At 40.3% G+C, this 24,458-nt stretch carries 16 protein-coding genes; 6 read left to right on the forward strand and 10 right to left on the reverse strand.

The window, feature by feature from the left end:
• Window positions 1-82 precede the first annotated feature (82 nt).
• Window positions 83-745, forward strand: a complete 663-nt coding sequence (locus tag PUND_RS14700; RefSeq protein WP_010392247.1) for a response regulator transcription factor — start codon at window positions 83-85, stop codon at window positions 743-745.
• Window positions 746-759: 14 nt separating this feature from the next.
• Here the strand turns inward: PUND_RS14700 and PUND_RS14705 are convergent, their stop codons facing one another.
• Together PUND_RS14705 and ylqF are read right to left on the reverse strand one after the other, a co-directional pair.
• The gene (locus PUND_RS14705; protein WP_010392246.1) at window positions 760-4,209 is read right to left on the reverse strand and encodes a PAS domain-containing hybrid sensor histidine kinase/response regulator; all 3,450 of its coding nucleotides are present in this window, start codon (window positions 4,207-4,209) and stop codon (window positions 760-762) included.
• A gap of 740 nt (window positions 4,210-4,949) precedes the next feature.
• Window positions 4,950-5,894, reverse strand: a complete 945-nt coding sequence (gene ylqF / locus PUND_RS14710) for a ribosome biogenesis GTPase YlqF (RefSeq protein ID WP_010392245.1) — start codon at window positions 5,892-5,894, stop codon at window positions 4,950-4,952.
• 91 nt (window positions 5,895-5,985) lie between these two features.
• On the opposite strand from ylqF, the gene PUND_RS14715 reads away from it, so the two are divergent.
• Entirely contained in the window at window positions 5,986-6,522 is a 537-nt protein-coding gene (locus tag PUND_RS14715; protein WP_041709750.1) for a YaeQ family protein, read from the forward strand.
• 184 nt (window positions 6,523-6,706) lie between these two features.
• The gene (locus PUND_RS14720) at window positions 6,707-7,312 is read left to right on the forward strand and encodes a PGAP1-like alpha/beta domain-containing protein (RefSeq protein ID WP_010392243.1); all 606 of its coding nucleotides are present in this window, start codon (window positions 6,707-6,709) and stop codon (window positions 7,310-7,312) included.
• On the opposite strand, the gene PUND_RS14725 is transcribed toward PUND_RS14720, so the two are convergent.
• Window positions 7,309-7,518, reverse strand: coding sequence for a hypothetical protein (locus tag PUND_RS14725; protein WP_008112863.1), 210 nt, complete (start codon window positions 7,516-7,518; stop codon window positions 7,309-7,311). The genes PUND_RS14720 and PUND_RS14725 overlap by 4 nt on opposite strands.
• A 399-nt stretch (window positions 7,519-7,917) precedes the next feature.
• Here PUND_RS14725 and PUND_RS14730 point away from each other — a divergent pair, with 399 nt between their 5' ends.
• Complete coding sequence (locus PUND_RS14730; protein ID WP_008112861.1) at window positions 7,918-8,391, forward strand: Dps family protein; 474 nt, start codon at window positions 7,918-7,920, stop codon at window positions 8,389-8,391.
• A 64-nt stretch (window positions 8,392-8,455) separates the two neighbouring features.
• Here PUND_RS14730 and PUND_RS14735 read toward each other — a convergent pair whose 3' ends face one another.
• The 4 genes from PUND_RS14735 to PUND_RS14750 form a co-directional block, all read right to left on the reverse strand.
• Window positions 8,456-10,528, reverse strand: a complete 2,073-nt coding sequence (locus tag PUND_RS14735; protein ID WP_010392241.1) for a S9 family peptidase — start codon at window positions 10,526-10,528, stop codon at window positions 8,456-8,458.
• 150 nt (window positions 10,529-10,678) lie between these two features.
• Window positions 10,679-11,254, reverse strand: a complete 576-nt coding sequence (locus PUND_RS14740; protein WP_010392238.1) for a hypothetical protein — start codon at window positions 11,252-11,254, stop codon at window positions 10,679-10,681.
• 241 nt (window positions 11,255-11,495) lie between these two features.
• Window positions 11,496-14,627 (reverse strand): efflux RND transporter permease subunit, encoded by a 3,132-nt coding sequence (locus PUND_RS14745; protein WP_010392236.1) that lies wholly within the window; start codon window positions 14,625-14,627, stop codon window positions 11,496-11,498.
• Window positions 14,628-14,640: 13 nt separating this feature from the next.
• Window positions 14,641-15,819, reverse strand: a complete 1,179-nt coding sequence (locus PUND_RS14750) for an efflux RND transporter periplasmic adaptor subunit (RefSeq protein WP_010392234.1) — start codon at window positions 15,817-15,819, stop codon at window positions 14,641-14,643.
• A gap of 290 nt (window positions 15,820-16,109) precedes the next feature.
• Here PUND_RS14750 and PUND_RS14755 point away from each other — a divergent pair, with 290 nt between their 5' ends.
• A complete protein-coding gene (locus PUND_RS14755; protein WP_010392232.1) occupies window positions 16,110-18,620 on the forward strand; it encodes a zinc-dependent metalloprotease in 2,511 nt (836 codons plus the stop codon).
• A gap of 52 nt (window positions 18,621-18,672) precedes the next feature.
• On the opposite strand, the gene PUND_RS14760 is transcribed toward PUND_RS14755, so the two are convergent.
• Together PUND_RS14760 and PUND_RS14765 are read right to left on the reverse strand one after the other, a co-directional pair.
• Complete coding sequence (locus PUND_RS14760; RefSeq protein ID WP_010392230.1) at window positions 18,673-19,461, reverse strand: PhzF family phenazine biosynthesis protein; 789 nt, start codon at window positions 19,459-19,461, stop codon at window positions 18,673-18,675.
• A gap of 65 nt (window positions 19,462-19,526) precedes the next feature.
• Window positions 19,527-20,141: a PQ-loop domain-containing transporter gene (locus PUND_RS14765; protein WP_010392228.1), complete on the reverse strand. Its 615-nt coding sequence runs from the start codon at window positions 20,139-20,141 to the stop codon at window positions 19,527-19,529.
• Between the two features lie 271 nt (window positions 20,142-20,412).
• On the opposite strand from PUND_RS14765, the gene PUND_RS14770 reads away from it, so the two are divergent.
• A complete protein-coding gene (locus PUND_RS14770) occupies window positions 20,413-21,549 on the forward strand; it encodes a PepSY-associated TM helix domain-containing protein (RefSeq protein ID WP_010392226.1) in 1,137 nt (378 codons plus the stop codon).
• A gap of 55 nt (window positions 21,550-21,604) precedes the next feature.
• On the opposite strand, the gene PUND_RS14775 is transcribed toward PUND_RS14770, so the two are convergent.
• A complete protein-coding gene (locus PUND_RS14775) occupies window positions 21,605-24,418 on the reverse strand; it encodes a TolB family protein (RefSeq protein WP_010392224.1) in 2,814 nt (937 codons plus the stop codon).
• Window positions 24,419-24,458: the final 40 nt, after the last annotated feature.

The following is a 24,458-nucleotide window of genomic DNA, read 5'->3' on the forward strand; positions in this document are numbered from 1 at the left end:
GTTTGCCTGTTTATCCCCACAGACAAACCTTGTTTCACATCGCAAAATCACATATAACTTAATGCATTGGAGACTATTTGAAATGGCTTGTGCTGTGAATACCATAATTGCTGATGACCATCCTTTATTCAGAAGTGCGCTACGTCAAGCAGCAGCGACTTCCGTACCAGAACAATATATAAAAGAAACCAGCGATATCGACGGGTTGTTTAGCTTATTAAAATCACACCCCGAGATAGAGCTGATATTTTTAGATTTAACAATTCCTGGCGCCAATGGTTTACAAGCGCTCTCACAACTAAGAAATCAATACCCTGATATATTAATTATTATGGTATCGGCTAACGAAACCCCCACTATCATAAAACAAGCCATGAGCTTAGGTGCTGCAGGCTATATTCCAAAGTCATCATCCCTTGATGTGATCAGTGAAGCCATTGAACATGTACTCAATGGAGACTCTTGGTTGCCAACAGATATTGACTTAACTGATGTGGTTGTTAATGACGAACAGAGCAATTTTGCCCGCAACCTAGAAAAACTCACTCCACAGCAATACCGTGTACTCGCGATGATAGCCGACGGGCTTTTGAACAAACAAATTGCCTTTGAAATGTCGATTCAAGAAACCACCATAAAACAACATGTATCGGCCATTTTGCGAAAGCTGAATGTGTATAACCGTACCCAAGCAGGCATTTTGTTTAATCAGCTATCTCAAGTTGGTAAGTTAGAGGCGAGCTAATATAGTGTACGTCTCTAAGTCAGTCGTTTTATCATTCTTTTTAATGCCGGTGCTTTAAGTGGTTTGTACAATAAAGGATAACCTGCATCGAGTACGCGCTCGCGTATTTGCTCATCGTGGTTTGCAGTATTAACAATGGCAGGCAGCGTCATTAATCCTGCTTGTTCAATCACCTCAAGACCCGTTACACCGTCATCCAACTGATAATCAACAATAAGTAGCTGTGGTAGTGTATTTTCTGCTTTGAGTTGCTCAAGTTCAATTAAGTTAGTGGCCGTGGCAATTTCACAGCCCCAGTTTTCTAGCAACTGTTTCAGCGCTTCAAGTACATTACGATCGTTATCCACAAGCCAAATACATAAACGACCCAATTCAGTTTCTGAATTGGCAGGTACATGCGCAGTGGCTGGTGTTTTTAAACTAGGTTTGCATGGCATGGTTAAAGTAAATTGGGTGCCTTGATTAAGTTGCGACCCCATTACTAACGGGATCCCGAGTAAGTCACAAATTCGTTTGGTGATCGACAACCCTAAACCAAGTCCTTCAGCATTGGGTTTTTCACCCAATTGTTTAAATTCCTGATAAATACTCTGCTGATCACTAGTGGCAATACCTATGCCTGTGTCTTCAATCACAAACGACACATGGCGTTCATCAAGTAAGACTCTTAAGCGTACTTCACCGTGCTCAGTGTAGCGAATCGCATTACTTAGTAAGTTTCTTAGTACACGCTTAAGTAATGCTTTATCTGTGTAAATTCGCGCTTCACACGACTCAACAACAAAGCTGAGGCCTTTTTCTTGAGCAAGAGCTAAATAATCATTACGCAATGGCTCTATTAAACTACTCACATTAAATTCCGTTAGCTGTACTTTAAACGAGCCCGAATCGAGCTTAGTTAATTCCAAAATACTTGAAAGTAACTCTTCCGCACTGCCTAATGAATTTTTAATATTCATGGCTAGCTCTTTAAGCTCAGTATCTTGAGCTTTTTCGTTCATCAGCGAGCAAAACAAACTTGCTGCATTAAATGGCTGCAATAAATCGTGACTCGCTGCGGCAAAAAAACGCGTTTTACTTACTGTTGCTTGCTCTGCTACTTGCTTAGCTTTAGAAAGCGCTTGGTTAGCCTGTGTTAATGCCGCAGTTCGCGTAGCCACTTTTTCTTCAAGGCTTACATTAGCTTGTGTGAGCGCTTTTTGTTGTTTTACAAATTCACTTATGTCGGTATAGGTCGTTACAAATCCACCGCCAGGTAAAGGGTTACCTTGCATTTCAAATACTCGCCCATCGTTGTGAGCACGCTGATATTTATAAGCACTACCTTGCTTTAAATACCCTAAACGCTTATCAACTTCAGTATTAATATCCTCACCACGAAATAAGCCTCGCTCAGCGTTAAAGCGAATAATATCGGCAACAGGTCGGCCTATATACAAAGCACTATCAGGATAATTAAACATCTGCTTATAACCTTGATTCCAGGCTACCAAGCGAAGTTCCCTATCAACTACGCTAATGCCTTGCTGAATATTTTCGATTGTAGACTGCAGCAAATCACGATTAAATTTAAGTACTTGGCTAGCTTCATCTACAAACTCGGCGACTTGCTCTAAAGGCTGACGCTGCTCATTTTTCGCTACATCTAAAATTAGCCGTGCTGATGCGCCACCAATAACCGCTGACATTTCACGCTCAACTAATAACTCAAGCTCAACATTAGCAATCCGCTTCCATTGGCTTTTTTCATGTGGGAAATACTGCTGCACTAAAGAGTGGCTCGCGTCTTTTTCAGCAAAACGCTGTAATAAAGCACCTAGGTCTTCATAATTGAGTGGCTGTAATGCAGTGTTTAATCGCGAGTCATTTAATTGTGAAATAAACTTATTACTTTGTAGACGCTCAGCAAGCGTTGCACGACTAAATAGTGGTACAAGCAAATACACTAGCGTATTAACCCCTAACGACAATAGTAATGATTGGCTTATACTTTCTAAACCCAATGAAAATAAATCAGTAGGAGCCAACCACTTAATATTCCACGGCCCTTCAACTAACCAACTGCTTTGGCTGCCTAAGCCACTGGCCAAGTTCGGTAGTAATAGAGTGTACCCCCAAATAACAAAGCCGCTTAAAATCCCAAACTGTGCACCACGACACGATGCGTGTCGCCACCACAAACCAATGATCATCGCAGGAGCAAATTGTGCCACCAAGGTAAACGACATTAGCCCAACACTGGCTAGCGTGGTAGTTTCTGCAAGCACTCTATGAGTGAAATAGCTAAGTAACAATATCAGCACAATCACTATTTTACGCGCATGCAGCAAGTGATTTTTATCTAGCCCTCGGCTACTTGAAGTTAACTGTGAACGACGTAAGATAAACTGATTGATAAAATCGTTAGTGATCATCACCGACAACACAATTGACGAGACGATTACCATACTGGTAGCCGCCGAAAAGCCACCTAAAAAGGCAAGTAAGGTTACCCCGCTATTGTCTGCCGCCATTGGCAACGCTAATACAAAGGTATCTTGACCTACACTATTGCCGTTAAAGTAAACCAGCCCCGCATAAGCAATGGGTAATATAAATAAATTAATGGCCAATAAATAAAGCGGAAATAACCACCGAGCGGTAGCCAGTTCATTATTATTGTTATTTTCAATAAAGCTCATATGAAACTGGCGTGGTAAACATAACGTTGCCAGTATCCCTAAAAAAGTATGCGCAACATATACATAAACAGGGCTTTGAGTTGCCGCAACTTGATTAGGTATATTTAGCGCTAGTGCTTGCTCGTAGAGTGCAACTGGGCTATCAAATAAAACAAAACAGACATATAAACCCACCCCAATAAAAGCCAGTAACTTTACTATTGATTCAAAGGCAATACTGGCGATTAGTCCAGGGTTATGCTCGCTAGGTTTAAGCCTTCGGGCACCAAATAAAATCGCAAATAAAGCCAGTAATAAAGTGATATAAAACGTACTATCAGCCCACACTTGGTTACTTTGAGTAGGGGCTCGGTCGGTGACTAAGTTGATGCTCTGCGCAGTTGCACTTAGCTGAAGAGAAATATACGGCACAATCGCTATTACTGAAATAAGTGAGATCAGCCCTGACAGACTTGACGACTGCCCATATCGCGTAGCAATAAAATCAGCCAATGACGTGAGTTTTTGTTGTCGACAAATATGTGCAATACGGCAATACAATTGCCAGCCAAAAATAAATAATATAATAGTGCCCGCATAAGTTGGTGCTAACCACCAACCATTACTTGCGGCTTGCGCAGTTGTGCCATAAAAAGCCCATGAGGTACAATATACACCCAGTGACAGACCATAAATCATACCTTTGAATGGCAGCACCTTACGCCTATCTGCCCACCCCGCCACTGCAAATAATACTCCTAGGTACACCACGGCAATAAGGCTAATAAACCAAATAGAAAACATATTTTTGTTCTTGTTATTATTTTTATAATACTTAACTTAGCATAAGGAGAATTGCAGCAAAAATCAGCCCTTACTTTAGTGCTATAAATGAACAAAAAGTTAAAATAAGAATTATTTGCATTTAGGTGTTGACAGTTACTTAGATCTAACTGATAATCAATCTCAACAAGAAGGAAGTACATTGCTTTTTGTGACGGTAAAGTTCATTTGTTTCTCGACCCTGAAACAACGTGTGGCTCACGTTAAAGCTAAGATTATCTGTTATTAATCACAACGCCCCTTGATATTGATTGCAGATAATCGTCTATTACTTACTTGCTACATTGCTCATATCGGTGACGGTTGATATGAAACTAAAAAGCCCTTACGGGCTTTTTTTATGCCTGTAATTTAATATACAATCAGCCCAAAGTTAATGAGAATTATTTGCATTAAGATGTTGACAACCACTCAAATCTAACTGATAATCACTATCAACAAGAAGGCGGTACATTGCTTTTTGTGACTGAAAAATTCATTTGTTTCTCGACCCTGAAACAGACGTGTGGCGCACGCTAACAGCTATGGAAACCTGTTATAAACCACAACGCCCCTTGCTGTTTATGACCTGTTTCCGCCCTACTCATTTACTTGCTACATTGCTCATATCGGTGACGGTAGATATGAAACTAAAAAAGCCCTTACGGGCTTTTTTTATGTCTGTAATTTAATGCGTAAGGCTTTAACCTACGCTTTAAAAATTAACGGCGGTTTTTTCGTGCACGTGCTCGGCGTTGTTTTTTCTCTTCTTCTTTGGCTTGCTTTTTAGCCTCTGCAGCAGCGCGCAATCCAGCCACCATTATTTCTTCCTCTTCACGCATGGTAGGTGTTTCCATGGTGATGCGGCCAATAATACCATCTCGTAATTCATTAATTAGAATTTCTGACATTTTATACGTATCGATTTGGTTACCACCGCGAATACAGCCGCGTTTTTTACCCGCCATTTCAACAAACTCCCAATCACTTTCTGGTAGCTCATCTAACTTATAACGTGCTTTTAAAAGCTCAGGATAAGCATGCAATAAATACTCAGCGGTGTAACTTGCTACTTCTTCGTACTCAATAGCGGTATCACGTATCGCACCGGTTGCGCCTAAACGATAACCTGAGTTTTCGTTTTCTACTTTTGGCCACAGCATCCCTGGCGTATCGTAAAGCATAATGCCATCATCAAGCTTAATACGTTGCTGCGCCTTAGTTACTGCAGGCTCGTTACCTGTTTTAGCCACTATACGCCCAGCAAGCACATTAATAAGCGTAGATTTACCTACGTTTGGAATACCCATGATCATGGCTTTAATTTGCTTATCGGCACCGACTTTATGTGGCACTAACTTTTTACATAGCTCATTAATTCGATGCACTTCAGCCGCTTTATCGTTACCAAATGCAATGGCTTTTACGCCATTTTCTTGCTCAAAATAGTCTTTCCAGGTTTGCGTCATTTTAGGATCAGCTAAATCGGCTTTATTGAGAATTTTGATGACCGGCTTACCTTCACGCAGGGTAGCCACCATCGGGTTTTCGCTACTGTAAGGAATGCGCGCATCTAGCACTTCAATGATCACATCCATTTGTGGCATTATTTCTTTAATTTCATTTCGGGCTTTATTCATGTGCCCAGGGAACCACTGGATAGCCATTTTTAACTCCTAACATATAATTTGTAGCTATTTTAACTGGCAATTCATTTAATTGCGCTATACTGGCGCAAATTTTTTCAGATTAGATATTATGGCTCTCAAATCTACCATTATTAAAGCGCAACTATCGCTTAGCGATATGGACCGTCACGTATACCAAGACTTTAATTTAACCTTGGCACAACACCCTTCAGAAACTGAGCAGCGCTTGATGATCCGCTTACTAGCGTTTGCACTTAATAGCTGTGATGGATTAGAGTTTACTAAAGGTTTATGTGCTGATGATGAGCCGGAGCTTTGGCATATTAATTACAGCGAAGAAATAGAGCTGTGGATTGAGCTGGGGTTACCAGATGAAAAGCGCCTTAAAAAAGCCTGTAATAAAGCTAAAAAAGTAGTTTTATATACCTATGGCGAGAATAACCAAGCTATTTGGTGGCAAAAGCATCAGCCTAAATTGTACGAGTTTAAAAACTTAAGCATTTTTAGCCTTGATTATGCTGCTACTCAGTTATTAGCTGCGTTGGTTGATCGTAATATTAAATTGGCTATTACCATTCAAGATGGTGAAGTTTGGGTTAATACCGACACCACTAACATTGAGATAAAACCTCAGCAATTAATGTAATTAGAATAGGTTATACCAATTGCATTAAATTAGTTATCCATTATAGCGACAAAGAAATAAGTCGATAACAAGGCGAAAATGATGACATATAGTTGCTCTATATAAATAATTTTTAACGCAGGTAGCGGATTATTTAATACGCTAGAATGATCATGTTTTTAATAAAATTGGTATTTGGGGGCGTATGAAAGTTAAACGCGTTATTGTTTTACATGGCTTGTATATGTCTGGCTTGGTTATGCGCCCGTTATGTTCGCGTCTAGAAGAGTCGGGGGTTAAAGTTTTAAACTTAACCTACAATACTCGAGACCCTAATCGAGATGCTATTTTTACGCAAATAGATGAGTTTATTAGCAATGAGCCTTCTGCTTTAGTCTGCCACTCTATGGGAGGCTTAGTTGCCCGCGCCTATTTAGAAGCAAACTCAGCGCCAAGTCATCATGTTGAAAAGGTGATCACCTTAGGGACGCCACATACTGGCAGTCATATTGCTGAGAAAATGCAACAAAAAGGGTTTGAGCTATTATTAAAAAATAGTGTTGAATTTTTACTCTCAAAAAATGGTGATTGGCCTTTTAAAGCCAAGCTATATAGCATTGCCGGCGACTTACCGATTGGCTTAATGCCACTCATTGTAAAAGGCAGCCGCTCTGATGGCACCGTATTACTAGATGAAACCAAACTCAAAGGTATGGCTGAACACAAGGTGTTTCATTTAAGCCATACCAGTATGATTTACTCTCGCCAAGTCGTTAATTATATTCTTGAGCGCTTGAACGAGGACATTTAGTCCTCAGCTGCAGCGGCCACTTTATAGCTGATCAAAAATATAATACCTAACACCAGCGGCATGGGTGCAGCGATATAACCAAAGGTATCAGAGTTTGCAAAACTCGCACCCGCTAAGTGCGCAACTAATCCAACAACAAACGCGACCAAAGCAATACCAATAACGATGAGTTCAGCTTTATTCTCTTTACGTGTTTTAGCTTCCATTATTTCTCTCCGCATCTAATCAAGTAGCCCCTTAACTTAATAAAGTACTCTCTATCAAGTTGGGTTATATTGATTATGCGCTTTACTTGTGCGCGTTTTTTGACCTAAATCAATAAATAAAATAAGTCTGTGCTGAGCCTTTCAAAAGCTTGTTTTAGATCATATTTTGTACTCACAAAATAAACAATTTCGCTGCTCAAGGTAGTATTTTTATAAACACAACCCATATCTATTGAACAGCGTTAGTTAATTCATTTATAAAACCACAGATACGCTGATAGCTTTTAGCTATGGCATCAATATGTATAAACGATTTTATTCATAGACGATTATGAGCAATACTTATTTTACTGAGCAATATGTGAAAATTCATAAAAACGGTTATTTAAGGAGCAAGGTATGTCGCAAGTAAATGCAATTGGTTTAAACAGTACAAAAAGTGAAGATATTATTAAGTCACTGAATACGCTTTTAAGCAGCTATCAAATTCAATATATGAATGCGCGCGGTTTTCACTGGAATATTAAAGGCCGAAACTTTTTTGAATTACATTTAAAGTTTGAAGAAATTTATAACTTACTACTATTAAAAGTAGATGAAATCGCAGAACGTATTTTAACGCTTGATGGTGCACCGCTACATGCGTTTTCAGATTACTTAGAAGTAAGTGAAATTAAAGAAGCAAAAGGGATCAGCGATGGCGTAACCGCAGTAGAGAACTTACTTGCCGGATACAGCAGCTTAATTAAAATGCAGCGCGATATTCTTGCACAAGCCGCTGAAGCTGATGATGAAGGTACCGCGTCATTAATGAGTGACTACATTAAAGAGCAAGAAAAACTAGTGTGGATGTTAAAAGCCTACCTAGATTAAGTTATTTTAAAAAATAGAAAGCCTCAGTTATTACTGAGGCTTTTTTGTGATAATCATATACTGGCTATGACAAAGCGATAAAAAAGGCCATTTCTAGCGCTTTTTCTTCTAAGCTCTTAAAGCGACCCGATGCCCCACCATGCCCTGCATCCATGTCGGTTTTAAACACTAAAATATTATCATCGGTTTTATATTCACGCATTTTAGCCACCCATTTCATTGGTTCCCAATACTGTACTTGTGAGTCATGCAAGCCGGTTGTCACCAATATATTGGGGTAGTGTTGCGCACTAATATTGTCGTACGGTGAATACGCTTCAATAATCTCGTAAAAATGGGGGTCGTTTGGGTTACCCCATTCATCATACTCATTTGTTGTAAGCGGAATGCTTTCATCTAACATGGTGGTGAGCACATCTAAAAATGGCACATGGCAGCCCACTCCACAGTAAAGTTCAGGCGCTTGATTTACCACAGCTCCCATTAATAACCCCCCAGCACTGCCACCAGAGGCAAACACTTTACTTTTGTTGCCGTACCCTTGCTCAGTGAGCGCTTTGGTTACATCTATAAAGTCATTAAAGCTATTTTGTTTATGCTGTTTTTTACCATGTTCGTACCATGAACGCCCTAGCATTTCACTACCACGCACATGCGCAATTGCATAAACAAAACCACGGTCGAGTAAACTCAGTGATGTACTTGAAAAGCTTGGATCTATGGTGATCCCATACGCGCCATAGCCATATTGAAATAACGGATTTGAACCATCTTGTTTAAAACTATCTTTACGATAAACCAACGACACCGGTACTTTTATCCCATCACGAGCGCTGACCATGAGTCGCTCTGACTGATAGTCTCCTACGTTAAAATCACCAAGTACTTTTTGTTGTTTAAGTAAGGTTTTTTCACCGGTGGTTAAATCAACATTATAAAGCGAGCCGGGAGTCGTTAAGCTCGAATAGTAAATGCGTGCATGAGCTACATTTGGCTCTGGGTTCATCGCAATAGCGGCGTAGTAACAAGGATCATCAAACTCAAGGTTCATTCGCTCGGCGTTTTGATTAACCACAACAAAGCGTGCTTGGCCTTGTTCGCGCTCGCTAAGCACTAAAAAGTCGTTAAATAGTTCAACGCCTTCTAATAATACAGTTTCACGATGAGGGGTATGTGTTTGCCACTGGTTTTTATCAGCAATGGTATTGCTTGTCGCGGTCATTAATCTAAAGTTTTTAGCCTGCCAGTTAGTCACTATATAAAAAGTATCACCAAGCTTATCGATATCAAATTCATGGCCCTCTTCACGCGGCATTAAAGCAGTAAATTCGCCATGGGGTTGATTGGCATCAAGTATCCACATGTCGTTAGTTTCTGTGCTTGCTAAATCGATAATAATTAAGCTTTCATCACGACTTTTACCCAACCCCATAAAAAAGCTACTGTCTTGCTCTTCATATACCAACACATCTTGGTCTTGCTCGGTCCCTAGCTCATGTCTAAAAACTTGATAACCCAATAAGGTTTTTAAATCCTTTTTTACATAAAATACGGTTTGATTGTCGTTCGCCCAAACAACCTGCCCCTCGGTATTTTCAAGTACATTGTCGAGCATTTTATCGTTGTTTAAATCTTTAAAGCGAACAGTGTAAATACGTCTGCCGTCGGTATCCTCAGAGTATGCCATTAATTGCTCACTGGGGCTCAGCGCCACTTCCCCTAGCTCATAAAACTCATAGCCGTTAGCAAGTTCATTCACATCAAGTAGCAACACTTTATTAGCCATTGCCATACTGCTACTGCGATAATGGCGTGCATATTCATCATCTCCGCGAACCTCTGAGTGATACCAATACTGGCCGTCTTTTACCGGTACAGTGTTATCATCTTTTACAATACGGCCTTTAAGCTCTTCAAATAATGCACTTTGTAATGGCTTAATAGGGGCTAATTGCTCATCACAATAAGCGTTTTCTTGTGCTAAATGCGCGAGTATTTCGACACTTTTTCGTTCATCATCGCGCATCCAATAATAATCATCACTGCGTGTTTTTGCGTGAGTTGTAAGCGCATAAGGTTGCTTTTTAGCAATAGGAAAATTAGGCAATAAGCTTAAAGAATAATCAGAAGAAGACACAAAAAAACCGCTTAAAAAATAACAATGGCGGCCAGTTTATCATAAAAATAAAAAAGCCCACTCATAGTTGAGTGGGCTAAAGCGGTATAAATTCGATAACTAAAAACTACGTGAATTTTATTGTTGTCGTTATACCTAAGGGAAGTTGATTTACTGTACTTGCTGCCAAGCCATAGTCCAGCTCTCGCCAACGCCAGGCTCAAACATAGTGTTATGCTCATCTACACGGCAAAATTCGCTAAATGGCCATGCCTTACACTGGTATATATGCCCAGTTTTTGGCTGTAATACTTTGGTGCCCGCACTATACATATCGCCATTTTGAGGATAAATTGCGTCGTATCCAAGGCTATTTACAGCAATTAATTTTTTATTTTTTTCAGCGCGATTAAAATGGACCACCGCGCTACAAATACCACTGCTTTCAAGTGCAAATATTTTGTTATGTCGATACGCAACAACCAATCCTTGCTCTGTCATTCTGCCAGCGCACACCAGTGGAATATGCATATTAATATGCTCAACTACCAGTAAACTCCAAGCATGGGGTTCCCCCTGTTCAGGGGAAAGTATTTCATAATCAAACGCTAGCTGAGTTAATTCGCCATGCTCATCGTAAAAGCTCACACTAACCGTATCACCAACAAATAGCTGGCTATACTGATCCAGCCCAAGACAACCAATAGTTAACCATTCTCCACACGTTAATGATGAATGTATAAACACTGCAACACCTTAAAGAGTCAAACGTCTCGCCCATATCATATGGCTTACAACAGGCAAACTAGCTCGTAGGCTAATATACGTTAACCAACATCAACCATTGTAATCAGCAACGTCACAACAATCAAACAAAAGAATGTAACTGAAGTTTAAAAACAATACTTAAGTATAGAATCATAAAAATAAAAAAAGCCAACCGCTTTAACGGTTGGCTTTTTGATTTAACTGCATGATATGTGTGATGTTAACTTACACTCACCTTTTTACTTGCGAACGGGCGTTTAATTAGAGCGCCTATATCGGTTAAAATAATATACAAACACGGTACCAAAATAAGGGTGATCAGTGTTGCAAACATAACCGCAAAACCAAGTGCTACCGCCATAGGTATTACAAACTTAGCTTGTAGACTGGTTTCAAACATAATCGGTAATACGCCGGCAAAGGTAGTAATTGAGGTAAGTAGTATCGGCCTAAAGCGTGCACAGCCTGCCTCAATAACCGCATCTTTTATACTAATACCCGCGCGACGCGCCTGATTAATAAAATCAGTCATTACTAATGAGTCATTAATAACTACCCCAGCCGCGGCAATTAAACCAAAGCCCGACATTAAGCTAATATCTAAGCCAAACCAAAAATGCCCCCATATTGCGCCCGTTAAACTAAATGGAATAACCGACATTACAATTAATGGCTGAGAGTAACTTTTTAGCGGCACGGCAAGTAATATGTAAACTAAAATCATACCACCAGCAAAAAACAGTAACTGCTCATCTGCTTGTGCCTGCTGCTCTTCAATTGCGCCACCTAGTTCTGACTTAACGCTCGGATATTCGTCCAACAATTGTGGTAGTAGATTTTCTTTTACTTGCTTAACCACTTCGCCTGGCTCAATTACTTCTTCGTCTATGTTGCCATACACATAAACAGTACGATAACCGCCTTCACGACGAATATAACTAATACCAGGGGTTTCAGTTAGCTCAACCACATCTCCCAGCAGCACTTCCCTACCTTGTGGCGTGGTGATAACCGCGTGTTTAAGCGATGAAAACGCTTCACGGGTAAGTTTAGGGTAACGTACCATCACCCGCACTTCTTCACCGCGGCGAATAACACGTTGCGCCTCGCCACCATAAAAACTCGCACCTACTTGATTTGCAATTGAGGCCAAATCTAACCCTAAGTCAAAAGCGACTGGTTTTAAGCTCATTTGTACTTCTTTGCTAGCAGGGTCAATGGTAGAGCTTATGTCGAATAAGCCTTCTTGTTGCTGCAATAATCCAATAAAGCGACGCCCGGCTTCATTCAATGTATCAATGTCAGAGCCATACAGTAAATAGCCGAACTCACCGCCACTACCGCCGCCTCCACCGCCAACATCATCCTGAATAGTTAGCGATTTAACACCTGCAATATTTGGCATAGCTTCACGCCAGCGGCGCGAAAGCTCAAAGGCATTATAAGGGCGTAAATCTTCATCAACCAATGGCGCCAGTAGTTGCGCTTCTGTACGACCTTGATTAAATACCAATACATCGCGAATCATTTTTTGCCCTTCTTCGCGCGCTGTTTGCTTATCTATTTCAAGCACCATGGCTTCGATTTGGCGAATAGCATTAATCGTTTGGATGTCTGATACGTTATCGTTCATCTCAAGATTAATTTGCGGGAAGTCATGCGGCACTTTAGGTGATGGGATCATTCTCACCTGATTAGACGATATTAACGCAAAGGTGAAAATTAATAGCGCAACAAAACTAAATAGCACCGTCCAACGCCACTTTATACAAGTAACAATAAACTGCCTATACGGCCCATTTACAAAACCAAAAAAGCGCTTATTAAAGCGCGCTCGCCAACCGTCAGGGTTAATAGGAGAAAAGTGAGTATGCGCAATGTGTGCCGGTAATATCAGCTTAGATTCAATCAAGCTAAATATTAAACATAAAATTACCACCACTGAAATACCTATAAAAAAGGAACTTTCAGGGCCGCTTGAAAGCGTAAATGGCGCAAACACAGCAATGGTTGTTAGTACACCAAAGGTAGCAGGGGTTGCCACTCGTTTGGCGCCATTAACCACATTAACAACACCACCGCCTTTTTTTTCTATTTCGGTGTAGGCACTTTCACCTATGACAATGGCATCGTCCACCACAATCCCCAGCACCATAATAAAGGCAAATAAAGACACAATATTAATCGTGATACCAAATAATGGCATCAGCATCATCGCACCTAAAAAGCACACTGGTAAACCAATCATTACCCACAGTGCCAGCTTAAAACGTAAAAATAACGAAAGCATAAGAGCAACTAAAATTGCACCTTGCAGCAAATTAGCTTTCATCATATCTAAGCGTGCATTTAGGTAATAAGTAAAGTCCATTAGTGGCTCTATACGAACACCCAATGGCAGTTCTTTATTTTTTTTATCAATATACGCTTTAACTGAATCGGCCACCGGAATAATGTTTTGATCTTCGGTGGCTTTTACCGACAAATAAACCGCGTTTTCGCCATTAAATTTAAAGTAACGCTCACCTTCAACAAACTGATCTTTGATGGTAGCAATATCTTGTAGCAACACTTTGGCACCGTTCGCACCAATTTTTACCGGAATTTGCCTAAATTCTTCACCAGAATAAAACTGATTTTCTACTCGAACCGAAATAACACCAGCATCAGTTTTTAATTGTCCCGCCGAAAAATTAGCCGAATAACGACGTACCGCGTTCGCTACATCCGATAAGGTTAAATTATATTGGCGAAGTGTGTCGGGCTCTATTTCTATGGCAATTTCATCCAGTGGCACATCATTTACCACTAAAGATACATTCGATAACTGCAATAATTCATCTTCAACCTGATTTGCGATTGGCTTAAGTTCATTTAGCGGTAGGTCGGCAACGAGCGTCATACCAATTACATCTTGGCGAAACTCTATTTGGCTAATGGTAACCGGCTCCATTCCCGCTGGAAAAGTTGCAATACCATCTACTCGCAGCTTGACCTTATCGAGAACGTCGGTGAGCTCTGCGTCAGTATTAATTTCAAGGCTGGCAGAACCACCATTACGAAAAGCGCGATACACCCCTTTTTTTATCTCAGTTATATCTTTTAACGACTCTTCAATTTTTATTAAGATGCTTTCTTCAATTTCCTGTGGCGACGCCCCAGGGTAGTTTGCATTCACCGTAATATAGTTAACTTCTATATTGGGGAACATTTGTCGCTGAATGGTAAAGTAGCTTATAAGCCCCATGACAATGATAAAAAACATCATCAAATTGGCAGCAACAGAGTTATTAGCAAAATAAGCAATTAACCCTGTTTGTTTGGTTGTATTGGGCTGTTCTGTGTTATTCATAACTCACCCTACCTTAAAGTTTTTCAGTGGATGCGTTTTCTGCTGCATCTGTACTTTTAGTCTCTGTTAAACCGGCTATTTTTACTGCCATTCCTTTTTGTGGATATTCCGGCAAGGTAGTAACAAGCTTGTCGTTGGCTTCTAAGCCATCACTGATATAGAAGTATTCACCTTCTTCACGAATTACTTTCACCTTACGCGGCTCTAACTGTTGCTCATCATTAACTACCCACACGGTTTGGTTATTTACTAACTCTTGCGGTAAACGATAAATGTTATTGAGCATAGTGCCAGCAAAGTTTACTTGTACATAAGTGCCAAATTTAATTGCAGGCTGCTGATTAGTAAGACCATAAGGATCTTCAATTCTTACTACTAAACTGCTCATGCGAGTCGCGTTATCAACAATCCCTAAATCGCGATCTATTACTGCTTGGCGAGTAAACCCATTTAATCCTGTTTTAATAACCGTTGCAGTTACCCCTTTAACACGCTCAGGTAAAAACACACTGTCAAAGCCAGCGATCGGAATAATCACTTCAGCGGTTTCAATATTATTCAGCTCGGCAACTTGAGCGCCCATAGTGACAAACTGACCAACACCTACATTACGACTCACCACTAGTGCATCGTATGGTGCGCTCACTTCACAATTATCTAAATCGCGTTGTGCCCTTTTCAATGCAGCTTGGGCCGATTTAACCGATGCCTGCGCACTCAACACTTGTGGTTTACGTAAAAATAAATCTGTACGCGCTTTATTTGGGAAACGTTTTGCTTCGTCTTCTGCTACTTTAGCTTGCGCTTGCTCTTCAATTAACATCGCTTGCGCGCGGGCAAGTTCAGCCTCGGCTTGCAGTACTGCTGCTTCGTAGTTATCTTTTTCAATTGTAAATAAGATTTCGCCACGACCCACGACCCCACCGGCCACAAAGCTTGGATGCCAGCTAACTACCTCACCGGATACTTGCGCTGAAAGCTGGGTATTTTCTAGCGGCTGCACTTCACCATAACTATTAATGATAACTTGATGATTGTTAGCGGAAACAGCTTCAACCTGCACCGTTGGACGAGTGTCTATGACTTCTTTTTTATCTGACTCTTTTGCAATCGCATTAATTGCAGCAAAACCAACCACACCTAATGTTAATGCTACGAACGGAAAAATCCACCTAAGTACATTACCTTGCATCTGTTTATTACTCCCAAATTACTATTAACACCATGATACCAAAGCTTAATGAAACATTAACGTGACATTTGTAAGCAACTGTTACAAAAAAGTATAGGTTAGGTCTTATGCAGTGAAGTATAAATCAATAAAAACCCTCACTGAGTCGCTTATAAATGTATTGTTACAAATTTTTACCATTATAAATCATAAAGCTAATCACTTTGAGGTAGTATTTAGGAACGATACTGTACGAAATAGCATGACAAACCGTACAGTAAAATTACATTAACAACGACAAAAGACAAATTATGAAATTAACCACACTTACCTTGGCGCTTAGTATAGCGCTTGGCAGTAGCTATACTGTTGCTGCAGAAAAAAAAGAAGAAAAAAAGCCACAAACATTAAGTGAAATGATTAAAGGCCAAACCGAATTTGCTGGCATTTTTAATCTTTACCAAGATGAAAAAACCGGTGACCACCTAATGGTAATTAACGAGTCACAGCTCGATACCCCTTTTGTTTATTTTGCACACACCATTGATGGTGCGACTGATGCGGGTCATTTTCGTGGCGCGTACCGTGAAACAAAGTTAATTGAATTTAGAAAGTACTTTGATCGTATCGATATTGTTAGTAAAACCCCGCGTTACTTATTTAACGAAAATAGCGCGCTAGCTAAAGCCAGCGAGGCAAACATTAGCGAAGCGGTACTTGCAAGTATAAAAATAGAAAAGCAAGAAGAAGGTAAAATAGCCTTTAATGTTAACAAGCTATTTTTAAGTGAAGCACTGCATAAAGTATCACCAACGCCTAATCCGAACGATAAAAATGCTAAAAAGCGTTTTAAAGTAGGTAAATTAGATGATAAAAAATCACGTATTATCAAACAGCGTCCTTACCCTAACAATCTAGATGTGGTGGTTGACTATGTATTTACTAATAGTAGCCCAACCGTTCGAGGCTCAGGTGCGATAAGCGATCCACGAAGCGTGTCAGTAAAAGTTCAGCACTCATTTGTAGCTTTACCTGATAATAGCTACCAACCTCGTTTTGATGATGCGCGCATTGGTTATTTCACTAATCAGTTTGATAAAATGACATCAACTGACTGGGCACCATACCAAGATGTAATAAAGCGCTGGGACCTACAAAAGAAAGATCCAAACGCAGCACTTTCAGAGCCAGTAAAGCCGATTACCTGGTGGATAGAAAATACTACGCCTGTTGAGTGGCGAGATACAGTTCGTGACGCCGTACTTGCTTGGAATAGCTCATTTGAAAAGGCAGGCTTTAAAAATGCAATAGAAGTAAAAGTACAACCTGATGATGCCGATTGGGATGCCGGCGATATTAACTATAATGTACTGCGTTGGACTTCATCGCCTAAGCCACCTTTTGGTGGATATGGACCAGCATTAGCTAACCCGCTAACCGGTGAAATTTTAGGCTCAGACATTATGCTTGAGTTTGTATTTATGAAAAACCGCTGGATATACGATACGCTTTATACTCAAGGCACTATGAGCCATACACAACCAGGAAGCAACACTGAGCTTAATTGTTCTTTAGGTCATGAGTTACAACAAAACCTAATACTTGCAAAAGGCTTAGCAAATGGTGCTAATATTGAAGATACTGAAATGTTACGCCAAGGTTTAACTCAGTTGGTTTTACATGAAGTAGGGCATACTTTAGGTCTTAATCACAACATGAAATCTTCTATTTTGTGGGATGAGAAAGAAGTTCACGACAAAAGTAAAACTCAAGGTATAGTGACCGGCTCAGTAATGGACTATGCGCCAGCAAATATAGCGCCAACGGGTGTAACTCAAGGCGATATCTTCCAAACTAAACCCGGTCCATACGATGATTGGGCAATAAACTACGGCTACAGCGCAGCTCTTAAAGATGAAGCAGCAGAACAAGCTCGTCTTGATAAAATACTCGCTCGCTCAAGCGAACATGCACTGGCCTTTGGTAACGATGCCGACGATATGCGTGCACCAGGTCGCCATATAGACCCTCGCGTGATGATTGGCGATTTATCGTCTAACCCTGCAGCTTATGGTGCAGATAGAATGGCACTGATCAATACACTATTTTCTGAACTTAAAGACAAAGCTACAGTAAAAGGCGAGTCTTACCAACAGCTTGTTACTTCTGCTAACAGCCTATTTGGCCAATACCGTGCGCAGGCAGGTGTGGTATCTCGTCAAATTGGAGGGGTTTATGTAGAGCGTGCCGTAGTGGGCGATGAAAATGCAGCAAAGCCTTTTACACCGGTGCCACTTGAGCGTCAAACTCAAGCAATGGCTATTTTAGCTGAGTATGTGTTTGCTCCAAATGTACTGCAAAGTATGCAGCCTTTGTATAACTTTATGCAGCAACAGCGTCGTGGGTTTAATCATTACGGTAAAAACGAAGACCCTAAACCGCATAAAATGATTTTAGGCATGCAAAAAGGTGTATTAGCGCAACTACTGCATCCTGCTGTGTTACTGCGTATTTCAGATACCGCTTTATATGGTAATGAATACAGCCTTACGCAATTTATGGGGGATTTAACTGCAAGTATTTTTGTTGATAGTAAAAATGCTAATTCGATCAGTCATAATTTACAGATTGAATACGTAAATCAGCTTATTGCAATTGCAGGCTTAAAAAAAGCAAGTAAATACGATAACTTAGCAAAAACAGCTGCGCTATATCAGCTAACTCAAATAGCCGATCAAGATGTTGCATGGGGTGCAGACACCGCAACCAAAGCACATAAAAAGTATATCGATCGCTTAATTAGCAAAGCGCTAGAAGCGTAAATAACACTGAGTAAACCAAGGCCACGTTTTACGTGGCCTTTTTTACACTAATTCAAAGGTAAATAGTACCTTTTAGGTACCTTACGGCATGACCCGTCAATGTTACTGTTGTATCACCCACTTCACAGTAAATCTTCCCGCCTCGTTGTGAGGCCTGATAAGCACTTAAAGAGTTTTTGCCAAATTGTTCTGCCCAATAAGGGGCAAGCCCGGTATGAATTGAGCCGGTCACAAAATCTTCATCACCACCACTGGCAGGCCAAAAATAACGAGAAATAAAGTCATACTCAACACTCGGTGCTGTTGCAACCACATCTAATGGGGCTAATTTTTTTAGTTGTTCATTGGTTGTTTTCAGATCTACAACCTGCTGCTCATTACCATAAATAGCAAAATAAGCTTGGCGGTTTTTCAGCACTTTAACAGGTTGTATAGACAGGCCAGCTAATAATGCATCAGGGATAAGCTGAACCTCTTCAGGGGCTTGTTTAGGAAAGGTCATAGCAAAGCTGCCATCGTTATTTTTATTAACAATCAGTTTGCCCACCGCCTCTGCGCTAAAGCGCACCTGCGATATACTATGTTGCTCACAAAGCACATAGGCCGCCGCTAAAGTAGCATGGCCGCAAAAATCAATCTCCATTAATGGCGAAAACCAACGTATCGCAAAGCTTCCATCTGCCGACTGACAAGTAAAAGCGGTTTCAGACACGTTGTTTTCCGAAGCGATATTCAGCATAAGATCATCACTAAGCCAAGACTCTAGTGGGATCACGGCAGCATAATTACCTTTAAACAGTTCACTGCTGAACGCATCGATTTGATGGATAGTTAATTTCATAGTGGGCACTTTTTATTTATTGGTCACTCAAAGTGCCACAAATGAAATTAACGGTCACTATAATTTTATGCCAACACAGGACGTACGCGATAATACTGCATACACGCAAATTGCAGCGCATTAGTTAGCAATATCATAATAAACATTAATATATGCGAAGTACTTTGCACTGGCATGGCTAGCTCTGCAAACAAGCCACAGATACCTGCTATAAATTGCAAACTAAAATAGCGCGCACTAAGGTTACTAATATTCCCTGTTCGCAGTGTTTTATAGGTTTGTGGCATAACCCGTACTGAACTCATAATTAAGCCCACATAAGTTAAGCCATTTAGCACAGTGGCAGTATCTAGGTTAGGGTTTAACAGCAACAAAAAAGGTAATAACGAAAAGCTAAGCATGCCAAGTAACTGCAGCTTCTGACGTTTAGCGGCATTATAACGTGCAAAAAAGTATAAAATTAAACCACTTAATAAACCTGTCGCAAAAAACGGCAAGGCAATATAAAAACGAGCAAAATAAAGATTGTAGCTAATAAAGTACACACTTTGCGCTAAACCAAATGTCATCATTAGCAGTGATACACCCGATACACTGCGGTTTTTAATAATTTTATTAAGTAACGGTAAAAAACTAAAAACCAAAATAAACACTGATAAAATAGGCAAATAATACGCCAAAGCAAACCTCGCTCGTTACATTGTTGTTAATAAAAAGGAAGAAATAAAACATTTTTTAAACATTTGTTTTTAAAGGCTTTATTTTTGTGCGCGCATTGTAGAGCTGGCTAGGTTTTATACAAGCTTCACACCTACTTTAGTTTCCTCCTGTGGCAACTTGAGTATACAAAAACCGTTGCTATAACTTCACAGTCTCACCACTTTATAATTGCAACACAAATGATAACTGTTATCATGCGCATATCTAAAAATTAACATGCAAGCTTAAGTAATGAGAAAAACACTGTTTAAAGTTCATAGTTGGTTGGCGCTAATTGCCATTATTCCGTTAATTGTTATTAGCATTACCGGCAGTGTTTTAGTGTTTAAAAGTGAAATTGATGGCTTACTGATGCCTGACAAACACTTTGTGGTACAGCAGCAAGCTGCTCGCTTACCTATGGACTCATTAATAGATAAAGCCGAAGCAGCCTTTCCTGAGTATGTAGTAGGAAGCTGGGAGCTTTTTAATAACACCACCGCCGACCGGCTTTATTTGGTTAAGCGTGGCACTGACGATTGGTATAAGTTGCATTTAGACCAATACACCGGAGAGGTTTTATCAGAACCAGTAAGCACAACTCATTATTTTACCGACTGGTTTCTAGAACTCCATTACACCTTTTTACTTAACGACTTAAAAAGCTTACCTGGGCAAACAGGTACCGTATTAGGGTTCTTTTTTGCTTTATTTTTATTAACTCTGGGCATTACAGGCTTAATTATTTACCGTAAATTTTGGCAGCGACTATTTAGCGTACGCTGGCGCGCAACTTTACAAATAGTACTTAGCGACATTCATAAAATGACTGGAGTATTAGGCTCACCTATCCTTATCGTTTTAGCGATTACCGGTGGTTATTTTAATGGTGCAGTGTGGTATCACGAAGTAATAGAACACGCAGAAGAAGAGCACTACACTATTACAAATAAATTATATAGTGACGACATCTCTTTTGAGCGGATTCTTAATGATAGCAAGCTGCAAATACCCACTTTTAATACAACTTTTTTAGTTTTTCCACGAGAGCCCGATGAAAATATTACTCTTTATGGCGAAGTAAATACCAGTAATCCACTTACCAGTGAATACGCCAATACCATAACTTACAATAAGCAAACAGGTGAACACATGGCTAACTGGGATATTCGAGAGGCTGGTGCTGGTTGGCAAGTAATAGACAGTTTTAGAAAACTACACTTTGGTTATTTTGCTGGGCTTATCAGTAAAATACTATGGTGTATTGTTGGCCTTAGCCCTGTTTGGCTCGCTGGTACGGGTTTTTATTTGTGGCTTACCCGCCGTAAACGTAAAAAGCATTCACAAAGAAATCGTGTCCTGCAGCGAAAAAGCGCTAACGTTTTATAATATTAGTACTCAGCTAAGTTACTAGCTTTAGGTAGTAACTTAGCTAAATAGGCTTTTATAATGAATAGTAAAAGCTTAACCATGCGCGCATTTCATCTTCAAAGCTGTCGCCTTCAACACGCGACAGTCCCATATCAAAAGTTAAGTCATTAACGCCCGCAGGACCCATCCCAAAGTTAAAGTTACTTTGGTATTTTAAGCCATAACTTTGTGCATAAACGCTGTTGTCTAATTGATGTTGCTTATAGTAAAGCCAGGGCATGCCTTCTTTAAAGCTGATGCCACCACCATAACCTTGGTAACGCTCTGCAGTTGCACTGTAATATGGCAGTTCAGCAGCAAGCACAAACTCGCTACTTTGTTGCTGATTAATCAGGTTAGAGCTAAACCCACCTAAAGCTAAATCACTATCGTCTCGCTGTTTTTGTTCAAAGCTCACAAACATGGGAATATTAAATGCTTTGCCAAATACTTTTGTTGCCAAGTCATAACCTTGCCAATGGCGACTGTGATTCCGCCCATCATAAATACTGGCATAAATACTCTGCCCTATGGCAAATGCTTGGCGGTCGTGTTGCCATTGCTGACTAATACTCAATCGTGTCCAATTTTTATGGCTATTTTTATAATCTGTATAGTTATAAGCAAGCTCTGGGGTTAACTGAAGCTGGCCAAACTTCAATGGGTGGCTTATTGCAGCAAAACCACCTCGGGCATCAATATCAGCGTTTAAGCTAGGTTGATATTGACGTGATGTATCCAAATTATAATCAAATAGCGCAACCTTAAACTTTGTATTTAACGCATTGTATTTTGCTTGTACAAATCCTCCATGTAATCCACCGTTATGCAAATCAATGTTATAACCCGCTTGTAAATCAAGTTGTTTTAATAGGTCGCTACTTTTTATACCTACACTTAGCAAACTGGTTGACGCTGAATAATACTGTGATCCCAAGGCAAACGTCGCTTGCTGATCAAGTACTGCGTAATCGCTTTGCTCTGCTATCTCATCGGTATATATTTTTGCCGGTGGCAGAGTGTGCTTATTTACCATCAACAATGGAGCTTCACTGTTTACAGCGAGATCCGTCACGGCTGCGCGATTTTTTGTTATTAGCGTTTTTACATCAGGGCCATCGGCATTAGTGGAAAAATAAAGTAGTGAGCCATCTTCTGTTTCAATCGGATATGCGAGCGCTTCTTGCCCGTTAGTTAAGCGGGTGAGGGTGTTATTTTTTATATGGTAATTATAAATATCAGTCTTATTATTTAAGCCAGCAACAAAATAGATAGACTCCCCATTTTGACTAAAACTCGGCTGGCTTAAATATTGATACCCATTAGGCATTGGGACTGACTGTCTAGTATCACCGCCCAAATCTTGTATATACAACTGCCAATTTTCGTTTAATGACGTTGATAAATAAGCTAATTTTGTTTCATCGGGGCTTAGGGTCGGGTAATCATACGTCGTTTTTAAGCTCTTGATAAAAAGTGGCGTGATTGTTTGTGTATTAAGATCGACTTTTACTAATTCAGAATACCCAGCTCTTATTTGCTCACCGTAAAGTGTTTCACCATCGCGGGTAACACTAAAACGACGAATACCAGCCAGCTCCGTGAGTTGTTCGACGTTGCCAGTATCTATGTTATAGCTAAAAATGTCAGACACTTTGTTATAAGTCCCCGACTCCTCACTACTGTAGGCATTAAAATAAAGCGTGTTATTGCCTACCCACTGCGGATTGGCAATACCTGCTCGATTTATTTGATTTAATATTTGTTTTTGTTCGCGCTTAAATACACTTGGCGCAGTATCAGGAATATCCTTAGCATCATCTTCAAGTAATTGCTTTTGTGCTTTAGTAAATTGCTGTTGCGCTTTAGTGTTGTCCTCAGTGCTATAAATTATGAGCTTGGTATTACTTTTTTTATCACGCTCCACTATGGCAATTTTGCTGCCGTCGCCAGAAAGAGCGGGGTTGCTAGCGTATAAATCAAGCTTTAACCAAAGCTTGCTATTAAGTGGTGACTCGGTTTGCTCTTGTTGCATTGCTTTGTAAGTGTACTCAGCAATAAATCGACGATATAGCTTGGCAGCGCTTTGCCCAAATACACCAGAAAATGCGTCGTCAAAATCTCGAGACTTAACCGCCCGCATACGAACCCATACATTATCGACCAGCTGCTCTGAGTAATTTTGCTCTAGCCAGTATAAAAAACGACTTCCCATTAAATACGCCATGGAGCCCGCCATAAAGCCTTCATCACTATTTAGTTGCCCATAGGTCGGAAGCGCTCCTTGCTGAGCAAACTCCCTGAGTATTGCCTCAGAATAGTTATCAAAGAGTCGCCCTCGGCCTGTCATTTTAGACTCAATTAAGGTGGCGTATCCTTCAGCTACCCAGCGCGGTGTATCGCCATAGGTTAAATCGTAAAGATCCCATACCCCTCTAATTTTTTGTTGCCACTCACTGCGGGTTGGCTGCGCTAAATGCACTAAGTGAATGTACTCATGCAATACTAGTAATTGCTGCCAGCCCGATGAGTTTGAGATTACCGTATCCGATTGTGGTGGCGTAGTAAAAAGCGCCATAACAGGATTATTAGAGGTTGGTAAGGCAAAGCCATTAGCTGCATTTAAAGGATCAAACACCACCACATCGACGATTTTATCAAGCGCACGGTTTTGTTGCTCAAGCACTTTAGTACGAACAATCTCCAGCTCTACTGCGGTCGATTTAGCAAAATCAATATGCTCACTACTAAAGTGTACATTGAAATGCTCGGTATGAATGGTTTGCCAATTAGCAGCGAAGCTTGGTGAGGCAAGTAATAAAGCGGATGCCAGCAGTGTCTGTTTCATAAAATTCCCTAAAATAATTCCTTAATACACCTAGGTTATT

It is taken from the genome of Pseudoalteromonas undina (assembly GCF_000238275.3).
In the GTDB taxonomy this organism is placed as follows: domain Bacteria; phylum Pseudomonadota; class Gammaproteobacteria; order Enterobacterales; family Alteromonadaceae; genus Pseudoalteromonas; species Pseudoalteromonas undina.